This window comes from Paracraurococcus ruber (genome assembly GCF_004353985.1).
Lineage (GTDB): Bacteria > Pseudomonadota > Alphaproteobacteria > Acetobacterales > Acetobacteraceae > Paracraurococcus > Paracraurococcus ruber.
This window is the reverse complement of sequence record NZ_SMOA01000023.1, coordinates 1-16,038: the sequence shown is the minus strand read 5'-3', so window position 1 is coordinate 16,038 and position 16,038 is coordinate 1. Positions and strand designations below refer to the sequence as shown.

Genomic DNA, 16,038 nt, shown 5'->3' with positions numbered 1-16,038 from the left:
GCAGGCGACTCCACGGGGCTCAGGCGCGCGCCAGGCCGAACAGATGGGCGAGATCCTTGAAGAAGATGCGGACATGCGCCATCGGGTCGCGCCGCGTCAGCTTCTTGTTCATGTAGCTTTCCCAGGTCAGGCGCTGCACGTCCTTGTCCTGGCAGATGGAGACGAATTTCTCCCGCCGCTTCTCCGAGGAATACCAGAAATACTGCATGATCCCGAGGATCCAGAAGACCCGGCCATGCTCCTTCATGAAGCGCTTGCGGGCGAGGCCGAGGGCGCGCGCATCGCCGGTCGCGAGGCAGGCCTCCACCGCCTGCGCGGCGAATTGCCCGCCGACCATGGCGTAGTAGATCCCCTCGCCGGAGGCGGGCGCGACCACGCCGGCGGCATCGCCGGCCAGCACCACGTCCTTCCCATTGTCCCAGCGCTTCGCCGGCTTCATCGGGATCGGCGCGCCCTCATGCCGGATCAGCTTCTGGCCTTCCAGCCCCGTGCTCTTCCGCAACTCGGCGATGGAGCCGCGGAGCGAGAAGCCCTTCTGCGCCGAGCCGGTGCCGATGCTGGTCACCGCGCCATGCGGGAAGATCCAGGAATAGAAATCGGGCGAATGCTTGCCCTGGTAGAAGACGTCGCAGCGCTTGGCGTCGAAGCGGCCGGTCTGGTCGGGCGGCGATTCGATGATCTCGTGATAGGCGAAGACGCAGGGCACCTTGGCGGCGATGGGCACTTCCTGCTTCGCCACCTTGGATTTCGCGCCATCGGCGCCGATGACGATGCGGGCGCGCAGCCGCACCTCCTGCCCGGCCCTGGTCGCGTAGACGACGACGGCGGTGCCCTGCGAGTCGCGCTCGATCCGCTCATAGGTTCCGGTGTGCCGCACCGCCCCGGCCTCGGCGGCGCGGGTCCGCAGGAACTCGTCGAAATGCTCGCGGTCCACCATGCCGACATAGCCGCTGCCCTCGATCGGCATGTCCACCTCGCGCTCGGAGGGGGCGATCATGCGGGCCGAGTTGATGCGGGCGACGATCAGGTGCTCGGGGATGGCGAAGTCGCGGATCAGGCGCGGCGGGATGGCGCCGCCGCAGGGCTTGATGCGCCCGGCGCGGTCGAGCAGCGCGACATGCCGGCCGGCCCGCGCCAGTTCCTCGGCCGCGATGGCGCCGGAGGGACCGCCGCCCACCACGACCACGTCAAAGGTCTCGGTCATTCTCGGGGACTCCCTAGCTGCGGGACGGCGCGAGCGCGCCCAGCGCGGTCATGGCGGGCGCCGCGCGGGTGATGCGCGCGGCGAGCAGGGCGGAGATGAGGAACAGCAGCGCCTCCCCGGCGAAGACCGCGCCATAGGCGAGGCCGGGCGAGGCGATGAGGTTGCGGGCGAGGTCGCTGGCCGCCGCGCCGGCCAGCCCGCCCAGGCCGAAGGCGATGGCCTGCGCCGCGCCCCAGAGCCCGACGCGCATGCCTTCCCGCTGGTCGCGGCCCTTGCCGGCCAGCTGCATCATGGTGGCGATGGCGGCGGCGGCGAAGGCGCCGTTGGCGACGCCGAGCGCGACATAGGCCGCCTTTAGCGGGAAGCCCGGCCCGACCGTGCCGGCGAAGGCCAGCACCGCCAGCGCGACGGCGGAGGCGAGGCAGCCGCCGATGGTCCAGGCGCGGAGATTGCCGAAGCGCTCCCCGCCCAGGCCGCCGCCCAGCGCCGCCAGGATCATGCCGAGGAAGACGCCCATGTGCTGGGCGGAGGCGAGCTTCGTCGTCTCCCCCAGCGTCAGGCCGAAGACCTGGCCGCCGAAGGGCTCCAGGATCAGGTCCTGCGCCGAATAGGCCAGCATGGAGACGAAGACGAAGACGGTGAAGCGCCGCGCCTCCGGCTCCTCCCAGACCTGGGCCAGCGCCTCCCGGAAGCTGCCCTTGGGCGCGGGGCGCGACTCCGCCGGCGTGCGGGCAGGCTCCATCCCCCAGACCGCCAGCAGCGTGACGACCATGACGATGCCGCAGACCGTGCCGGTGACGGCCAGCAGCCGCTGCGGCGAATAGGGGTCGAGGAAGCGGCCGGCGACCGCGGTCGTCACGACGAAGCCGGCGATCATCATCAGCCAGACGATGGTGGCCGCCGGCGCCCGCCGCTGCGGCGCGACCCGCGTCGCCAGCAGCGCCAGCAGCGAAGTGCCGGCGGCGCCGACCCCGGCCCCGACCGCGAGGAAGGCGAGCACCGCCAGCGCGAGGCCCAGCGCCAGGTTCTCCGCCATCACCGCCGTCGCCGCGGCGGCGCCGAGTCCGCCCAGCGCCAGCACGGCGATGCCGCCGATGATCCAGGGCGTCCGCCGCCCGCCGCGGTCCGAGCCATGGCCCATGGCGGGGCGGGAGAGCTGCACCGCGTAGTGCAGCGCCACCAGCAGGCCGGGGATGGTCGCCGGCAGCGCCAGCTCCACCACCATGACGCGGTTGATGGCGGAGGTGGTCAGCACCACCACGGCGCCCAGCGCGGTCTGCACCAGGCCGAGCCGGAGGATGCCCAGCCAGCCGATGGGCGAGGCGACGGTCGGCAACGCGCTCATGGCAGCACCGCCGGGCGCAGCGCGAAGGCCGTCACCAGCATGCCCAGCACATAGAGCGTGGTGCCGGTGCCGTTGTACCAGGGCGCCTTGGCCTTCGGATCGGCCAGCAGCACCCGCATCAGCGCCACCTGGGCGAGCAGCGAGACGGCGATGGCGCCGGCATGCCAGGGCGCGCCCCAGGCCAGCAGCAGCCACACCACCGCCACCTGCGGCGCCGCCATCAGCGCGCAGGCCAGTTGCGCCGCCCGCTCCTCCCCCAGCCGCACGGGCAGGGAGTTGATGCCGGTGCGCCGGTCGCCCTCCACCGCCTTGAAGTCGTTCAACGTCATGATGCCGATGGCGCCGAGGCTGTAGAGCCCGGCCATCACCAGCACCTCCAGGCCCGGGGCGCCGCCGGCCATCACCGCCGCGCCGGTGATCCAGGGCAGGCCCTCGTAGCAGGCGGCGCAGGCGGTGCCGCCCAGCCAGCCATCGCGCTTGAGCCGCAGCGGCGGCGCCGAATAGGCCCAGGCCAAAGCGAGGCCGACCACCGTCGCGCCGAAGCCCCAGGGGCCCAGCACGGTGGCGACCATCAGCGACAGCGCGGTCCAGACGACGGCGATCCAGAAGCCCCAGTCGCCCGGGATGCGGCCGGAGGGGATGGGCCGGTGCGGCTCGTTGATCGCGTCCACGTGGCGGTCGTACCAGTCGTTGATCGCCTGGCTGGTGCCGCAGACCAGCGGCCCGGCGATCAGCAGCCCCGCCGCGATCACGTGCCAGCGCCCGGCGCCGCCCTGGCCGGAGGAGACGATGCCGCAGGAATAGGCCCAGATCGGCGCGAACCAGGTGACCGGCTTCAGCAGCTCGAGGCAGGCGGAGAGGGCAGGGCGGGCCACGGTCGCGGACATCGCTGGCGATCCTTACTCGGGTCCGTCCGCCGGCAGGTCGCCGAGGCCGTAGCGGCGCAGCTTGACGTACAGGCTCTGGCGGGAGAGGCCGAGCATCTCGGCGGCCGAGGCGCGGTTGTCGCCGGTGAGCTCCAGCGCCGCCTCGATGCAGAGCCGCTCGATGACGTCCGTCGCCTCCCGCACCAGGTCCTTCAGCGGCACCTGGCCGATCAGCTCGGTCAGCTGCTCGACCGAACGGGGGGCGCGGCCGGTGCCGGGGCGCATGGGCGGCGCGACGCGCGGGCCGACATCGCGGATGGCATAGCCGTAGCAGGGGCCGACGCCGTTCATGACCGAGACGGCGGAGATCTCCACCTCCGTCACCGCGCCGAATTCGCCGCGCACGCTGGTGGAGAACAGCCGCACCGGGCCGCGCTGGCGCAGGCTGGCGGTCAGCACCTCCAGCTCCACGCCGGGCTGGCCCAGCCAGCGCTCCAGCGGCTCGCCCAGCGCCTGCTCCTCATTCGCCAGCTGCGCCATGTCGAGGAAGGCGGCATTCGCGGTCATGATGCGGCCATCGGGGCCGGTGACGACGAAGGCGTCCGGCACGTTCTCGACCAGCTTCAGCAGCTTCGACTTCGCCTTCGGCAGGACGATGGCGTTGGCATCGGCGTTCGGGATGGCCAGCCGCACCAAGATGTAGGCGGCATTCTCCTGCCGGAAGGGGGAGGCATGGACGACGATGTCCTTGCCGTCCTCCAGCAGCACCCGCACCTCGTCCGCCCGGCCGGTGGCGCGCACGCCGGCCAGCAGCATCTCGACCGATTCGCGGCCCTTGGCGGCGAAGATGTCCAGCAGTTCCCGCCCCTGCGGCCGGCGCGGCGTGCGGCCCAGCAGCGCATCGGCGGCCTGGTTGGTCTCCGTCACCTTCTGCGCCGCGGCGTCGAGGATCAGCACCGGGTCGGACCACAACTGGAAGAGCAGGCGGTAGCGCGTCTCGGCGCTGCGCAGGCGGGAATAGTCGCGGTCAAGGCTCTGCTGCGCTTCCAGCAGGCGCTGCTGCAGGGCGGAGAGCTGCCGCAGGTCCCGCCCGAAGGCGACGGCGCGGCCACCCTTGCTCAGCCGCACGGCGGAGAACAGCACCGGGACCGAGGCGCCGCGGGCCGAGAGCAGGTTCACATGCCGCCAGGGGCGGGCGGCGGCCTCGCCCGGGTCGGCCAGCAGCGCTTCCACCTTCGGCCGGCTGTCCGGCGCCACCGTGTCGGTCCAGGGCCTGCCGAGCCAGCTGTCCTGCCCCGCCAGCTCCTGCGCCAGGCTCTCGCTGTTGAAGGCGACATCCCGGACCGCGCCGGCCGAGTCGATGATGATGGCGATGTCGGCGGCCGCCGTGATCAAGGTCGCTGCGGCTTCCGCATCCAGGTCGCCCAGCGACGATTTCGGGGCCTTGAATGCCTTCACAGGAGCAGACTTCCTTTTCGAAAGAGGGTTTTATCCTCCTCTTAACGGGCATCTAGCTCAGTCCCGGCGTGCCAAGAGCGAGAGCAGCCGTTCGGCCTGCAGCACGGCCTGCCGTCCATCGGTCGCCGTCGCGTCGGCGCCGACGAGGGAGACGTAGTCGGGCCGCGCCATGAAGAGCGGGCCGCCGACCATGACCCCGGCGCCGCAATTCAGGGCGCTGCGGCGGACGCTGCGGATGCAGTCGGCGATGCCGTCGAGCCGCGCGCTGCTGCCGGCGGAGAAGCCGACCACCTCGAAGGCCTCGCGCCGCAGCAGCAGGTCCAGCTCGCGGCGGCCGCGCGGCGCCGGGTCCCACACCGCCCAGCCGGCGCGGCGGAAGAACCCCGCCAGCATCTCGATGCCGAAGCTGTGCTGCTCCCCCGGCGGCAGGGCCAGCAGCACGCGCCGCGGGCCGGACAGCGGCCGCACCGGCGGCACGAAGTCGGGCGAGCGGGCGCGCACCATCTGCTGCAGGCGGAGCAGGCCGACGGTCACCGCGCCGAAGTCGCAGGCATCGTCTTCCCAGGCCTGGCCCAGCCGGCGCGCAACGGGGGCGAAGAGGTCGAGGAAGAGATGGTCCCGTGCCACGCCGCGGGCGCTGACCGCGTCCACCCGCGCGTCCGCCCCGGCGCGGTCATCGACCACCAGCAGCAGGTACAGCGCTTCGATGTCGGCGGTCGTCGGGGCCGCGTCGGGCAAGGACTGCATCTCCGCCACCGCGGTGCCGGCGCCATGCGCCATGGCCAGGCGGGGCAGCACCGCCGCCTCGATCGCCGCCGCCAGGGCGGCATGGCCGGAGTCGCGCCGGGGGAGGAGGGAGAAGTCGAGCATCGCCTGCGCCTCGGCGAAGCCGCCGGCGGACAGGGAGGAATCCTCCGCCCGGTCCCGGACTGCGGCGCTGTGTCCCAAGGCCACCATGGGCTTCTCCCCGTCGAGGATTTTATCGGCCCGCCGCCGAGCCGATGTCAATCCTTCCTTACGTCAATCGAGCTTGACACTGTGAAGGCGGCGGCCATAGCCTTTCCCTACGAAGGATGGTCGCCGCGGGAGGTGCACCGGGGTCTGGAGAGGTCCGCTGCAGGGTTTCGATCCCGGCCATCGGGAGCGCAATCGTGACAGGGCTCGCCGGGAACCGGTGTCTGAGCGGACCCCTGGGACAGAGGAATGTCAAGGGATGTTTACGTCAGGCGTGCTGTCACGACTCATCGCCCCCATTGACGCCTGCCCCTGGGGAACGGTCGCCGGGCGGCATGCGCGCCACGTCGCGCCGCGGCGGCCGCTCTACACGCCGGAAGAACGGGTGCGGCGCGATGCCACGCGCTGGACGCTGGTGCAGGGCGTGCTGGCGCCGCTGCAGTTCGCGGTCTTCCTCGTCAGCCTCGGCCTCGTGCTCAACTGCCTGGCGACCGGCGACGGCTATGCGGTCGCCACCGCCTCCGTCGTGCTGAAGACCGTCGTGCTCTACGTCATCATGGTCACCGGCGCGATCTGGGAGAAGGTGGTGTTCGGCCGCTACCTCTTCGCCCGCGCCTTCTTCTGGGAAGACGTGTTCAGCATGCTGGTGCTGGCGCTGCACACCGCCTATCTCGGCGCGGTGTTCGGCGGCGTCGGCGATGCCGAAGGCCAGATGCTGCTCGCGCTGGCCGCCTATGCCGCCTATGTCGTCAACGCCACGCAGTTCGTCCTGAAGCTGCGCGCCGCCCGGCTCGATGAGCGGGGCGTGCGCGAGGAGCGGGCGGCGGCGCTCGGCTTCTCGAAGTGAGCGCGACGGCGCTCACCCGCCCCGACTCCCGGCCGCTCGACAAGGCCGGCTGCGCCGAGGCGCCGGTCCTGCGGGAGAGGGGGCAGCGCGAGGTCTTCTGCGGCCTCACCGGCATCATCTGGCTGCACCGCAAGATCCAGGACGCCTTCTTCCTCGTGGTCGGCAGCCGCACCTGCGCCCACCTGATGCAGTCGGCCGCCGGCGTGATGATCTTCGCCGAGCCGCGCTTCGCCACCGCCATCATCGACGAGCGCGACCTCGCCGGCCTCGCCGACGCGAATGAGGAGCTGGACCGCGTGGTCGGCCAGCTGCTGGCGCGGCGGCCGGACATCAAGCTGCTCTTCCTCGTCGGCTCCTGCCCGTCGGAGGTCATCAAGCTCGACCTCTCCCGCGCGGCGCAGCGGCTGGACCGGACGCATGGCGGCGTGCGGGTGCTGAACTACTCCGGCAGCGGGATCGAGACGACCTTCACCCAGGGCGAGGATGCCTGCCTGGCCGCGCTGGTGCCGGAGATGCCGGCGAGCCGCGCGACGACGCCCGAGCTGCTGGTGGTGGGCGCGCTGGCCGAGGTGGTGGAGGACCAGCTCCGCCGGCTGTTCGACGCGCTGGGCATCGGCCCGGTCGGCTTCCTGCCGCCGCGCCGGGCGCATCTGCTGCCGGCGGTCGGGCCGAACACCCGCATGCTGTTGGCGCAGCCCTTCCTGGCCGACACCGCCCGGGCGCTGGAGAATCGCGGCGCCCGCCACCTGCCCGCGCCCTTCCCGCTGGGCGCCGAGGGCACCACCGGCTGGCTGCGCGCCGCGGCCGAGGCCTGGGACGTGCCGCCGGCGACCTTCCGCGCCGTCACCGCCATCGGCGAGCAGCGCGCCCGCACCGCCATCGCCCGCCACCGCGAGCGCCTGGCCGGCCGGCGCATCTTCTTCTTCCCCGACAGCCAGCTGGAGATCCCGCTGGCGCGCTTCCTGTCGCGCGAGCTGGACATGCGCCCGGTCGAGATCGGCACGCCCTACCTGCACCGCGCGCATCTGGCGGCGGAGCTGCCGTTGCTGCCCGAGGACGCCCTGCTGTCCGAAGGCCAGGACGTGGACCGGCAGCTCGACCGCTGCCGCGCGGCGCGGCCGGACCTCGTCGTCTGCGGCCTCGGCCTCGCCAACCCGCTGGAGGCCGAGGGCATCCCGACCAAGTGGTCCATCGAGCTCGTCTTCACCCCCATCCAGGGCTACGACCAGGCCGGCGACCTGGCCGAGCTCTTCGCCCGGCCGCTGCTGCGGCGCGCGGCGCTGGCGGTGTAGCGCCATGCAGCTCGCCGTCTGGACCTATGAGGGGCCGCCGCATGTGGGGGCGATGCGCGTCGCCACCGGGATGACGGGGCTGCACTACGTGCTGCATGCCCCGCAGGGCGACACCTATGCCGACCTGCTGTTCACCATGATCGAGCGGCGCCAGGCCCGCCCGCCGGTCACCTACACCACCTTCCAGGCCCGCGACCTGGGCGGCGACACGGCGGAGCTGTTCAAGACCGCCGTGCAGGATGCCTATGACCGCTTCCAGCCGCAGGCGATGATCGTCGGCGCGAGCTGCACGGCGGAGCTGATCCAGGACGATCCCGGCGGCCTGGCGAAGGCGCTGCGCCTGCCGGTGCCGGTGGTGCCGCTGGAACTGCCCAGCTACTCCAAGAAGGAGAACTGGGGCGCCAGCGAGACCTTCTACCAGCTGGTCCGGACGCTGGCCGGCCCGCAGGTGCCGCCGCCCGGCACGCCGCGCCCGGCGCGCGGCCCGGGCGTGGCGCCGAGCTGCAACATCCTCGGCCCCACCGGGCTCGGCTTCCGGCACCGCGACGACGTGCGGGAGATCGCCGGCCTGCTCGCCCGCCTCGGCGTCGAGGTGCGGGTGGTGGCGCCGATGGGCGCCGCGCCGGCCGACCTGGCGCGGCTGGGCGAGGCGGATTTCAACGTGGTGCTCTACCCGGAGATCGCCGGGCAGGCGGCCGGCTGGCTGGCCCGCAGCTTCGGCCAGAAGGCGACCCGCACCATCCCGATCGGGACCAACGCCACCCGCGCCTTCGTCGAGGAGGTGGCGGCGCTGGCGGGACTCGACCCCGCGCCGCTGCTGGCGGCGGAGGGATCGCGGGCCGCCTGGTATGCCAGGTCCGTCGACAGCAACTACCTGACCGGCAAGCGGGTCTTCGTCTTCGGCGATGCCACCCATGCGGTCGCCGCGGCGCGCGTCGCGGCGGCGGAGATGGGCTTCAGGGTCGTCGGCCTCGGCACCTACAGCCGCGAATTCGCCCGCGACGTGCGGGAGGCGGCGAAGCTCTACGACGTCGAGCCGCTGGTCACCGAGGACTACCTGGCGGTGGAGGCGGCGATCCAGGCCGCCCAGCCGGAGCTGATCCTCGGCACCCAGATGGAACGGCACATCGCCAAGCGCCTGGGCATCCCCTGCGCGGTGATCTCGGCGCCGGTGCATGTGCAGGACTATCCGGCGCGCTACAGCCCGCAGATGGGGTTCGAGGGGGCGAATGTCCTCTTCGACGCCTGGGTGCACCCGCTGATGATGGGGCTCGAGGAACACCTGCTGGGCATGTTCCGGGAGGATTTCGAGTTCCACGCGGAAGCCGCCCCGTCCCATCTCGGCGGCGGCAGCCAGCCCGTCGCGGCGGCCGAGGCCGCGGTGGCGGAGGCGCCGTCCGGCCCCATCGCCTGGACGGCCGATGGCGAGGCCGAGCTGAAAAAGATTCCCTTCTTCGTCCGCGGCAAGGCGCGCCGGAACACCGAGCGCTTCGCCGAGGAACGCGGCATCCGGAGCATCACGGTCGAGACGCTCTACGACGCCAAAGCCCATTTCTCGCGCTGAGGACACCGCATGAGGATCGAGACGCCGCATGCCGCGCTGCACCGGGGCCGCACCCCGTCCCGCCTGGACGGGGACGGGAGCGTGCAGGTCCACCAGGACCCCAACCTGACGATCGGCAGCGCGAAGGTCTTCTCCGTCTACGGCAAGGGCGGGATCGGGAAGAGCACGACCAGCTCCAACCTCTCGGTCGCCTTCTCCAAGCTCGGCAAGCGGGTGCTGCAGATCGGCTGCGACCCGAAGCATGACAGCACCTTCACCCTGACCAAGTCGCTGATCCCGACCGTCATCGACGTGCTGGAATCCGTGCAGTTCCACGCCGAGGAGCTGCGCCCCGAGGATTTCGTCTTCGAGGGCTACAACGGCGTGATGTGCGTTGAGGCGGGCGGCCCGCCGGCCGGCACCGGCTGCGGCGGCTACGTGGTCGGCCAGACGGTCAAGCTGCTGAAGGAGCACCACCTGCTCGAGGAGACGGACGTCGTCATCTTCGATGTCCTGGGCGACGTGGTCTGCGGCGGCTTCGCCGCGCCGCTGCAGCATGCCGACCGCGGCATCATCGTCGCGGCCAACGACTTCGACAGCATCTTCGCGATGAACCGCATCATCGCCGCCATCAAGGCGAAGTCGAAGAACTACGACGTCCGCATGGGCGGGGTCATCGTCAACCGCAGCGAGGCGACCGACCAGATCGACAAGTTCAACGCCGCGACGGGCATGCAGACCCTGGCGCATTTCCCCAATCTCGACGTCATCCGCCGCTCCCGGCTCAAGAAGGCGACCCTGTTCGAGATGGAGCCGAGCCCGGAGCTGGAGGCTGTGCAGCAGGAATACATGCGGCTGGCCGCCAGCCTCTGGGCGGGGTCGGACCCGCTGGAGGCGGTGCCGATGAAGGACCGCGACATCTTCGACCTGCTCGGCTTCGACTGAGGCCCGCGCCATGAAGCTGTCCCGCGCCTGGATGAAGATCAGCCCGGACCTGCTGCCCTTCGCGGATGCGGCGTCGGAAACGCTGCCGCTCGGCCGCATGGCGCGGCTGTCGCTGTTCCAGGTCTCGGTCGGCATGGTGATGGTGCTGCTGATCGGCACGCTGAACCGGGTGATGATCGTCGAGCTGGGCGTGCCGACCTGGCTGGTGGCGGTGATGGTCGCGCTGCCGGTGGTCTTCGCGCCCTTCCGGGCGCTGATCGGCTTCCGGTCGGACCAGTACAAGTCGGTGCTGGGCTGGAAGCGGGTGCCCTATATCTGGTTCGGCTCGGTCTGGGTGTTCGGTGGGCTGGCGATGATGCCCTTCGCGCTGATCATCCTGTCGGGCGACACCTTCGCCCCGCCGATCGTCGGGCAGGTGGCCGCCGGCCTCGCCTTCCTCATCGTCGGCGCCGGGCTGCACACGGTGCAGACCGCGGGGCTGGCGCTGGCGACCGACCTCTCGCCGGTCGAGCAGCAGCCGCGCGTCGTCGCCTTCCTCTCGGTCGCCCTCCTCCTCGGCATGCTGTTCAGCGCCCTGATCTTCGGCGCGCTGCTGGCGGATTTCAGCCAGCTGCGGCTGATCCAGGTGATCCAGGGCGCAGCGGTCGTCAGCATCGTCCTCACCCTCGTCGCGGTCTGGAAGCAGGAGGTGCGGAACCCCGTCGCCACCGCCCCGGACCGCGCCCGGCCGGCCTTCCAGGATGCCTGGGACTCGCTGCGGCGGTCCGACCAGTGGGTCCGGCGGCTGACCGCGGTCGGCATCGGCAGCGTCGCCTTCTCCATGCAGGACGTGCTGCTGGAACCCTATGGCGGGCAGATCCTCGGCCTGTCCGTGTCGCAGACCACGCTGCTGACGGCGGGGTTCGCGGCCGGCGGCATCGCCGGCTTCGTCCGCGCCGCCAAGCGCATCTCGGCCGGCGGCGATGCGCACCGGGTCGCGGCGATGGGCGCGCTGATCGGCGCGGCGGCCTTCGCCGGCGTCATCGCCGCGGCGCCGGCCGGCAGCGGCCTGCTGTTCGCCGTCGGCGCCGCCTGCATCGGCTATGGCGGCGGCCTGTTCCTGCACGCGACGCTGACCGCCTGCATGCGGGCCGCGCCGCCGGCGCAGATCGGCCTCGCCCTCGGCACCTGGGGCGCGGTGCAGGCCACCTGCGCCGGCGGCGCCATCGCCATCGGCGGGGTGCTGCGCGACACCGTCTCGGGCCTCGCCCTGCGCGGCAGCCTGGGGGAGGCGCTGGCGACGCCCGTCACCGGCTATGTGCTGGTCTACCTGATCGAGATCGTCCTGCTGTTCGCCACCATGGCAGCCATCGGCCCGCTGGTCCGGCCGGTGGGCACGTCGCTGCACCCGGACCCCCTGCAACAGAACCACGTGCGGATCGGGCTGGCCGGCCCGCGCGAAGCTTCCTGAGCGCGAGGAGAACGCGTCATGACCTATGTCGCCTACAGCACCCAGTTCGACCTGGCCCTGCTGTCGCTCTACCTCTTCTACGGGTTCTTCATCGTCCTGATCATGTACCTGCGGAACGAGGACCGGCGGGAAGGCTTCCCGCTGGTGCATGAGGTGAACGGCCAGCTGCAGGTCATCAACCCGCGCAGCGCGCCGAAGCCCAAGGTGTGGAACCTGGCGCATGGCGGCCCGACCGTCGCGGGGCGGGAGGAGCGGATGCTGGACGGGCTGCTGACCCCGCCGGCCCGCACGCCCGGCTCGCCCGCCCTGCCGCTCGGCAACCCGCTGGCCGATGGCGTCGGCCCCGCCGCCTATGCGCTGCGCGCCGATGTGCCGGACCTCACCTACGACGCGGCCCTGCCGAAGATCGTGCCGCTGCGCGTCGCCACGGAATACTCGATCGCCGAGGAGGATTTCGACCCGCGCGGCTGGTACATGGTGACCGCCGATGGCCGCACGGTAGGCACCGTGCGCGATGTCTGGGTGGACCGGTCCGACGTGCTGCTGCGCTACATCGAGGTGGCGGTGCAGGGCGGCGACGAGCGGGCGGTGGTGCTGCCGATCGGCGTGGCGAATTTCGACACGAGGAAGAAGGAAGCGCAGACCAGCGCCCTGCTGGCCGACCAGTTCCTGGCGGCGCCGCGCCTGGCGAACCCCGACCAGATCACCCTGCTCGAGGAAGACAAGGTCAGCGCCTACTTCGCCGGCGGCTACATGTACGCCACGCCGAACCGGCAGGAGCCGGCGCTGTGATCAAGGAACACGAGTACGAGCCGGTCTGGGGCCTGCCCGAAAGGCTGCCGGAGGGGGAGCAGATCCTCTGGCAGGGGCGGCCGGACCGCCGGGCCTTCGCGCTGCGGGCGCTGCACCTGCCCGGCCTCTCGCTCTACTTCGCCGCACTGGTGATGGCGCGCATGGTCTCGGTGCTGCTCGCCGGGGCCAGCATCGGGGTCACGGCGCTGGATGCGCTGTGGTTCCTGCTGCCCTCGCTGCTGGTGCTGCTGCTCGGCCTCGCCCTCGCCTCGGGCGTGGCGCGGACCACCGCCTACACCATCACCAACAAGCGGGTGGTGATGCGCTTCGGCATGGCGCTGTCGGTCACCGCCAACCTGCCCTTCGCGCTGGTGCACAACGCGGCGGCCAAGGTGCATGCGGACGGGTCGGGCGACATCAGCCTTTCGATCCTGAAGCCGCACCGCGTCAGCTACCTGTTCTTCTGGCCGCATGCCCGGCCCTGGCACCTGCTGCGGCCGCAGCCGACGCTGCGCGCGGTGGCGGATGCCCCGGCCGTCGCGCAGATCCTGGCGCGGGCGCTGGCGGGCGCGGCCGCGGTGCCGGTGCAGGCGGTGGCGGTGCCGGGCAAGGCCCCGGGCACCGGCGACCTGCCGGCCCCGCAGGCCGCCTGAACGAGGGAGGGGAGGACCTCATGCAGGCGCGCGACGCGATCAGGACGATACCCCGGGGGCCCGCCTATGCCGGCCTTGGGCTGCTGCTCTTCACGCTGTTCGTCACCGACGGCTTCGGCCTGGCAGGCGGGGCGGATGCCTCCCCGCAGGGGGCGCCGCTGCGGGTGCGGGAATTCCGCTTCGAGGACCGGGCGGATGGTGCCATCCTGGCGCGCGACGCGGCCAGTGGCGCCGAGGTGCAGGTCTTCGACCCCGGCACCAACGGCTTCGTCCGCGGCGCGCTGCGCGCCATCTCCCGCCCCCGCCGGCAATCGGATGTCGGGCCGGAGGTGCCGTTCCGCCTGGCGGCCTGGCGCGATGGCCGCGTCACGCTGCAGGACCTGGCGACGGACCGCGTGATCGAGCTGAACGCCTTCGGGGAGACGAACAAGGACGTCTTCCTCAGGCTCCTGCTGACCGAGGGGTCCAAGTAAGATGGGAAGCGTCCTTTCCTGGCTGACCGGCGGCCGCACCCTGGAGGTGCCCTGCACGGTCGATATCGAGCAGACCTTCGACAGCCTGCACGCGCATGCCATCCCGGAAGGCGTCATGCTGCGCCCCGGCGACCGCGTGGTGGTGCATGGCGTGCCGCCCGGCGTCGATTACGGGCAGGCGATCAGCTTCACCTGCCGCGCCACGGTGTACCGCGCCGGCTGGCTTGAACGGGTCTGGACCGAGGCCTCGGCGATCCTCGAGCTGACCGAGCTCTATCACTGCGGCTTCGAGCCGAAGGAGGTAGCATGAACGCCGTCACCCCGGCCCGGAAGGCCGGCCTGAACGAGACGACGCGGCTCGCCACCAGCGAGACGGTGCTGAGCCCGCGCTTCTACACCACCGATTTCGATGCCATGGACCGCATCGACGTCAGCCATATCCGCGCCGAGTGGGATGCGCTGATGGCGGAGTTCAAGGCCGACCCGAACAAGGGGCATTTCGTCCGCAGCGAGGCCTTCGACGCCTTCCGCCTGGAAGACCTGCCGGAGCCGCTGCAGAAGGAGCTGGTGGAGTTCCTCGTCTCCTCCGTGACCGCCGAGTTCAGCGGCTGCGTGCTGTACGCGGAGATCCGCAAGCGGGTGAAAAACCCCGACATGAAGGACCTGTTCGGGGTGATGAGCCGCGACGAGGCCCGCCATGCCGGCTTCATCAACGACGCGCTCAAGGACATCGGGATCGGCGTCGACCTCGGCTTCCTGACCAAGGCCAAGAAGTACCACTACTTCTCGCCGAAGTTCATCTTCTACGCGACCTACCTGTCGGAGAAGATCGGCTACGCCCGCTACATCACCATCTTCCGCCAGTTCGAGCGGCATCCGGAACTGCGCTTCCACCCGATCTTCCAGTGGTTCGAGAAGTGGTGCAACGACGAGTTCCGGCATGGCGAGGCCTTCGCCCTGCTGATGCGCGCCAACCCGCACCTGCTGACCGGCACGAACAAGCTCTGGGTGAAGTTCTTTCAGCTCGCGGTCTATGCCACGATGTATGTGCGGGACCATGCGCGGCCGGAATTCCACAAGGCGCTCGGCATGACGCCGACCGACTACGACAACCAGGTCTTCCGCTGCTGCACCGCGATCTGCACGCAGGTCTTCCCGGTGACGCTCGACACCGACCGGCCGGAATTCCAGCGCGGCTTCGACCGGCTGTTCCGGATCTCGGAGAAGCTGGCGGCGGCGAAGGCGCAGAAGGGCCTGGGCGGCAAGCTGCGCCGCGCCGGGCTCAGCCTGGCGGCGGCGGCGACCTTCGCCCGGCTCTACCTGATCCCCGGCAAGCACGCGGCCCTGCCGGCGCAGGTCCGCATGGCGCCGGCCTGGTAGCCAGCGATGGCCGATTTCGCGCTGCCCGCCCTGTTCGCGCTGTTCATCTGGTGGTTCAGCACCGGCGCGATCCTGTGGCTGGACGGGCTGCCGATGCGCACCTACCCGCGCAGCATGGCGGGCGCCAGCGTGGTGCAGGCGGGGGCCTATTGGGGCCTGGCCGCCAGCAGCGCGGATGCCAGCGTGACCGGCGCCTACTGCGCCTTCTCCTGCGGCCTGCTCGCCTGGGCCTGGCAGGAGATGGCCTTCCTGATGGGCTTCGCCACCGGCCCGTCGCGCGCGCCCTGCCCGCCGGATGCCATGGGCTGGCGGCGCTTCACGCTCGCGCTGCGTGCCATCCTGTACCATGAACTGGCGATCATCGCCGGCGCGGTGGCGGTGGTGGCGGTCACCTGGGGCCAGCCGAACCAGATCGGCACCTGGACCTACCTGCTGATCTGGGGGATGCGGCAGAGCGCGAAGCTCAATGTCTTCCTCGGCGCGCGCAACCTGAACGAGCAGTTCCTGCCGCCGCATCTCCGCTACCTCGGCAGCTTCTTCCTGCGGCGGCCGATGAACCTGCTGTTTCCCTTCGCGGTGACCTTGGCGACGCTGCTGACCGCCTATCTCTTCCATGTCGCGCTGGCGCCCGGCGCCAGCGACTTCCAGGCGGCGGGCTTCACCTTCCTCGGCATGCTGGCGGCGCTGGCGACGCTGGAACACTGGTTCCTGGTGCTGCCGATCCCGGCGGAGGCGCTGTGGAACTGGGGCCTGCGGTCGCGTCGCGCGCCGCCCGCCGCGGCGCCGCCGATGGAGATGGTGGCCGAGGGCGCGCATGCGCTCCGCCGCCGCGCGGT

The 16,038-nt window shown here is 71.5% G+C and carries 16 protein-coding genes; 11 read left to right on the top strand and 5 right to left on the bottom strand.

The annotated features are described in order from the left end of the window. Positions 1-19: 19 nt before the first annotated feature. Genes E2C05_RS07095 through E2C05_RS07075 form a run of 5 tightly spaced genes read right to left on the bottom strand, consistent with a single transcriptional unit; the run spans position 20 to position 5,830 of the window. On the bottom strand, positions 20-1,204 hold the full coding sequence (locus E2C05_RS07095; protein ID WP_133218915.1) for a geranylgeranyl diphosphate reductase: 1,185 nt from the start codon (positions 1,202-1,204) through the stop codon (positions 20-22). A gap of 13 nt (positions 1,205-1,217) precedes the next feature. Continuing rightward, complete coding sequence (locus E2C05_RS07090; protein WP_133218914.1) at positions 1,218-2,549, bottom strand: BCD family MFS transporter; 1,332 nt, start codon at positions 2,547-2,549, stop codon at positions 1,218-1,220. Continuing rightward, positions 2,546-3,436 carry a chlorophyll synthase ChlG gene (chlG, locus tag E2C05_RS07085; protein ID WP_192912428.1) on the bottom strand — a complete coding sequence of 297 codons (891 nt, stop codon included), beginning with the start codon at positions 3,434-3,436 and terminating at the stop codon, positions 2,546-2,548. The genes E2C05_RS07090 and chlG overlap by 4 nt, the downstream gene beginning before the upstream one ends. 12 nt (positions 3,437-3,448) lie before the next feature. Next, a complete protein-coding gene (gene ppsR, locus E2C05_RS07080) occupies positions 3,449-4,873 on the bottom strand; it encodes a transcriptional regulator PpsR (RefSeq protein WP_133218913.1) in 1,425 nt (474 codons plus the stop codon). 57 nt (positions 4,874-4,930) lie between these two features. After that, positions 4,931-5,830 carry a cobalamin B12-binding domain-containing protein gene (locus E2C05_RS07075; protein WP_133218912.1) on the bottom strand — a complete coding sequence of 300 codons (900 nt, stop codon included), beginning with the start codon at positions 5,828-5,830 and terminating at the stop codon, positions 4,931-4,933. 271 nt (positions 5,831-6,101) lie between these two features. Here E2C05_RS07075 and bchF point away from each other — a divergent pair, with 271 nt between their 5' ends. The 11 genes from bchF to puhE all read left to right on the top strand — a co-directional run. Then, the gene (gene bchF / locus E2C05_RS07070) at positions 6,102-6,674 is read left to right on the top strand and encodes a 2-vinyl bacteriochlorophyllide hydratase (RefSeq protein WP_456306483.1); all 573 of its coding nucleotides are present in this window, start codon (positions 6,102-6,104) and stop codon (positions 6,672-6,674) included. Next, complete coding sequence (locus tag E2C05_RS07065) at positions 6,671-7,966, top strand: ferredoxin:protochlorophyllide reductase (ATP-dependent) subunit N (protein ID WP_133218910.1); 1,296 nt, start codon at positions 6,671-6,673, stop codon at positions 7,964-7,966. Before bchF ends, E2C05_RS07065 begins: the two co-directional genes overlap by 4 nt. Before the next feature lie 4 nt (positions 7,967-7,970). Next, entirely contained in the window at positions 7,971-9,530 is a 1,560-nt protein-coding gene (gene bchB / locus E2C05_RS07060) for a ferredoxin:protochlorophyllide reductase (ATP-dependent) subunit B (protein WP_133218909.1), read from the top strand. A 9-nt stretch (positions 9,531-9,539) separates the two neighbouring features. Continuing rightward, the gene (bchL, locus tag E2C05_RS07055; RefSeq protein WP_133218908.1) at positions 9,540-10,454 is read left to right on the top strand and encodes a ferredoxin:protochlorophyllide reductase (ATP-dependent) iron-sulfur ATP-binding protein; all 915 of its coding nucleotides are present in this window, start codon (positions 9,540-9,542) and stop codon (positions 10,452-10,454) included. Between the two features lie 10 nt (positions 10,455-10,464). Then, positions 10,465-11,904, top strand: coding sequence for an MFS transporter (locus E2C05_RS07050; RefSeq protein WP_133218907.1), 1,440 nt, complete (start codon positions 10,465-10,467; stop codon positions 11,902-11,904). Between the two features lie 18 nt (positions 11,905-11,922). Further along, on the top strand, positions 11,923-12,696 hold the full coding sequence (gene puhA / locus E2C05_RS07045) for a photosynthetic reaction center subunit H (RefSeq protein ID WP_133218906.1): 774 nt from the start codon (positions 11,923-11,925) through the stop codon (positions 12,694-12,696). After that, positions 12,693-13,349, top strand: coding sequence for a photosynthetic complex putative assembly protein PuhB (puhB, locus tag E2C05_RS07040; protein WP_133218905.1), 657 nt, complete (start codon positions 12,693-12,695; stop codon positions 13,347-13,349). The genes puhA and puhB overlap by 4 nt, the downstream gene beginning before the upstream one ends. A gap of 20 nt (positions 13,350-13,369) precedes the next feature. Further along, on the top strand, positions 13,370-13,822 hold the full coding sequence (gene puhC / locus E2C05_RS07035; RefSeq protein ID WP_133218904.1) for a photosynthetic complex assembly protein PuhC: 453 nt from the start codon (positions 13,370-13,372) through the stop codon (positions 13,820-13,822). A gap of 1 nt (position 13,823) precedes the next feature. Beyond that, positions 13,824-14,132, top strand: coding sequence for a hypothetical protein (locus tag E2C05_RS07030; protein ID WP_133218903.1), 309 nt, complete (start codon positions 13,824-13,826; stop codon positions 14,130-14,132). Next, on the top strand, positions 14,129-15,202 hold the full coding sequence (gene acsF, locus E2C05_RS07025; RefSeq protein WP_133218902.1) for a magnesium-protoporphyrin IX monomethyl ester (oxidative) cyclase: 1,074 nt from the start codon (positions 14,129-14,131) through the stop codon (positions 15,200-15,202). Before E2C05_RS07030 ends, acsF begins: the two co-directional genes overlap by 4 nt. Before the next feature lie 6 nt (positions 15,203-15,208). Next, a partial coding sequence (gene puhE / locus E2C05_RS07020; protein ID WP_133218901.1) for a putative photosynthetic complex assembly protein PuhE occupies positions 15,209-16,038 on the top strand: 830 nt, incomplete at its 3' end.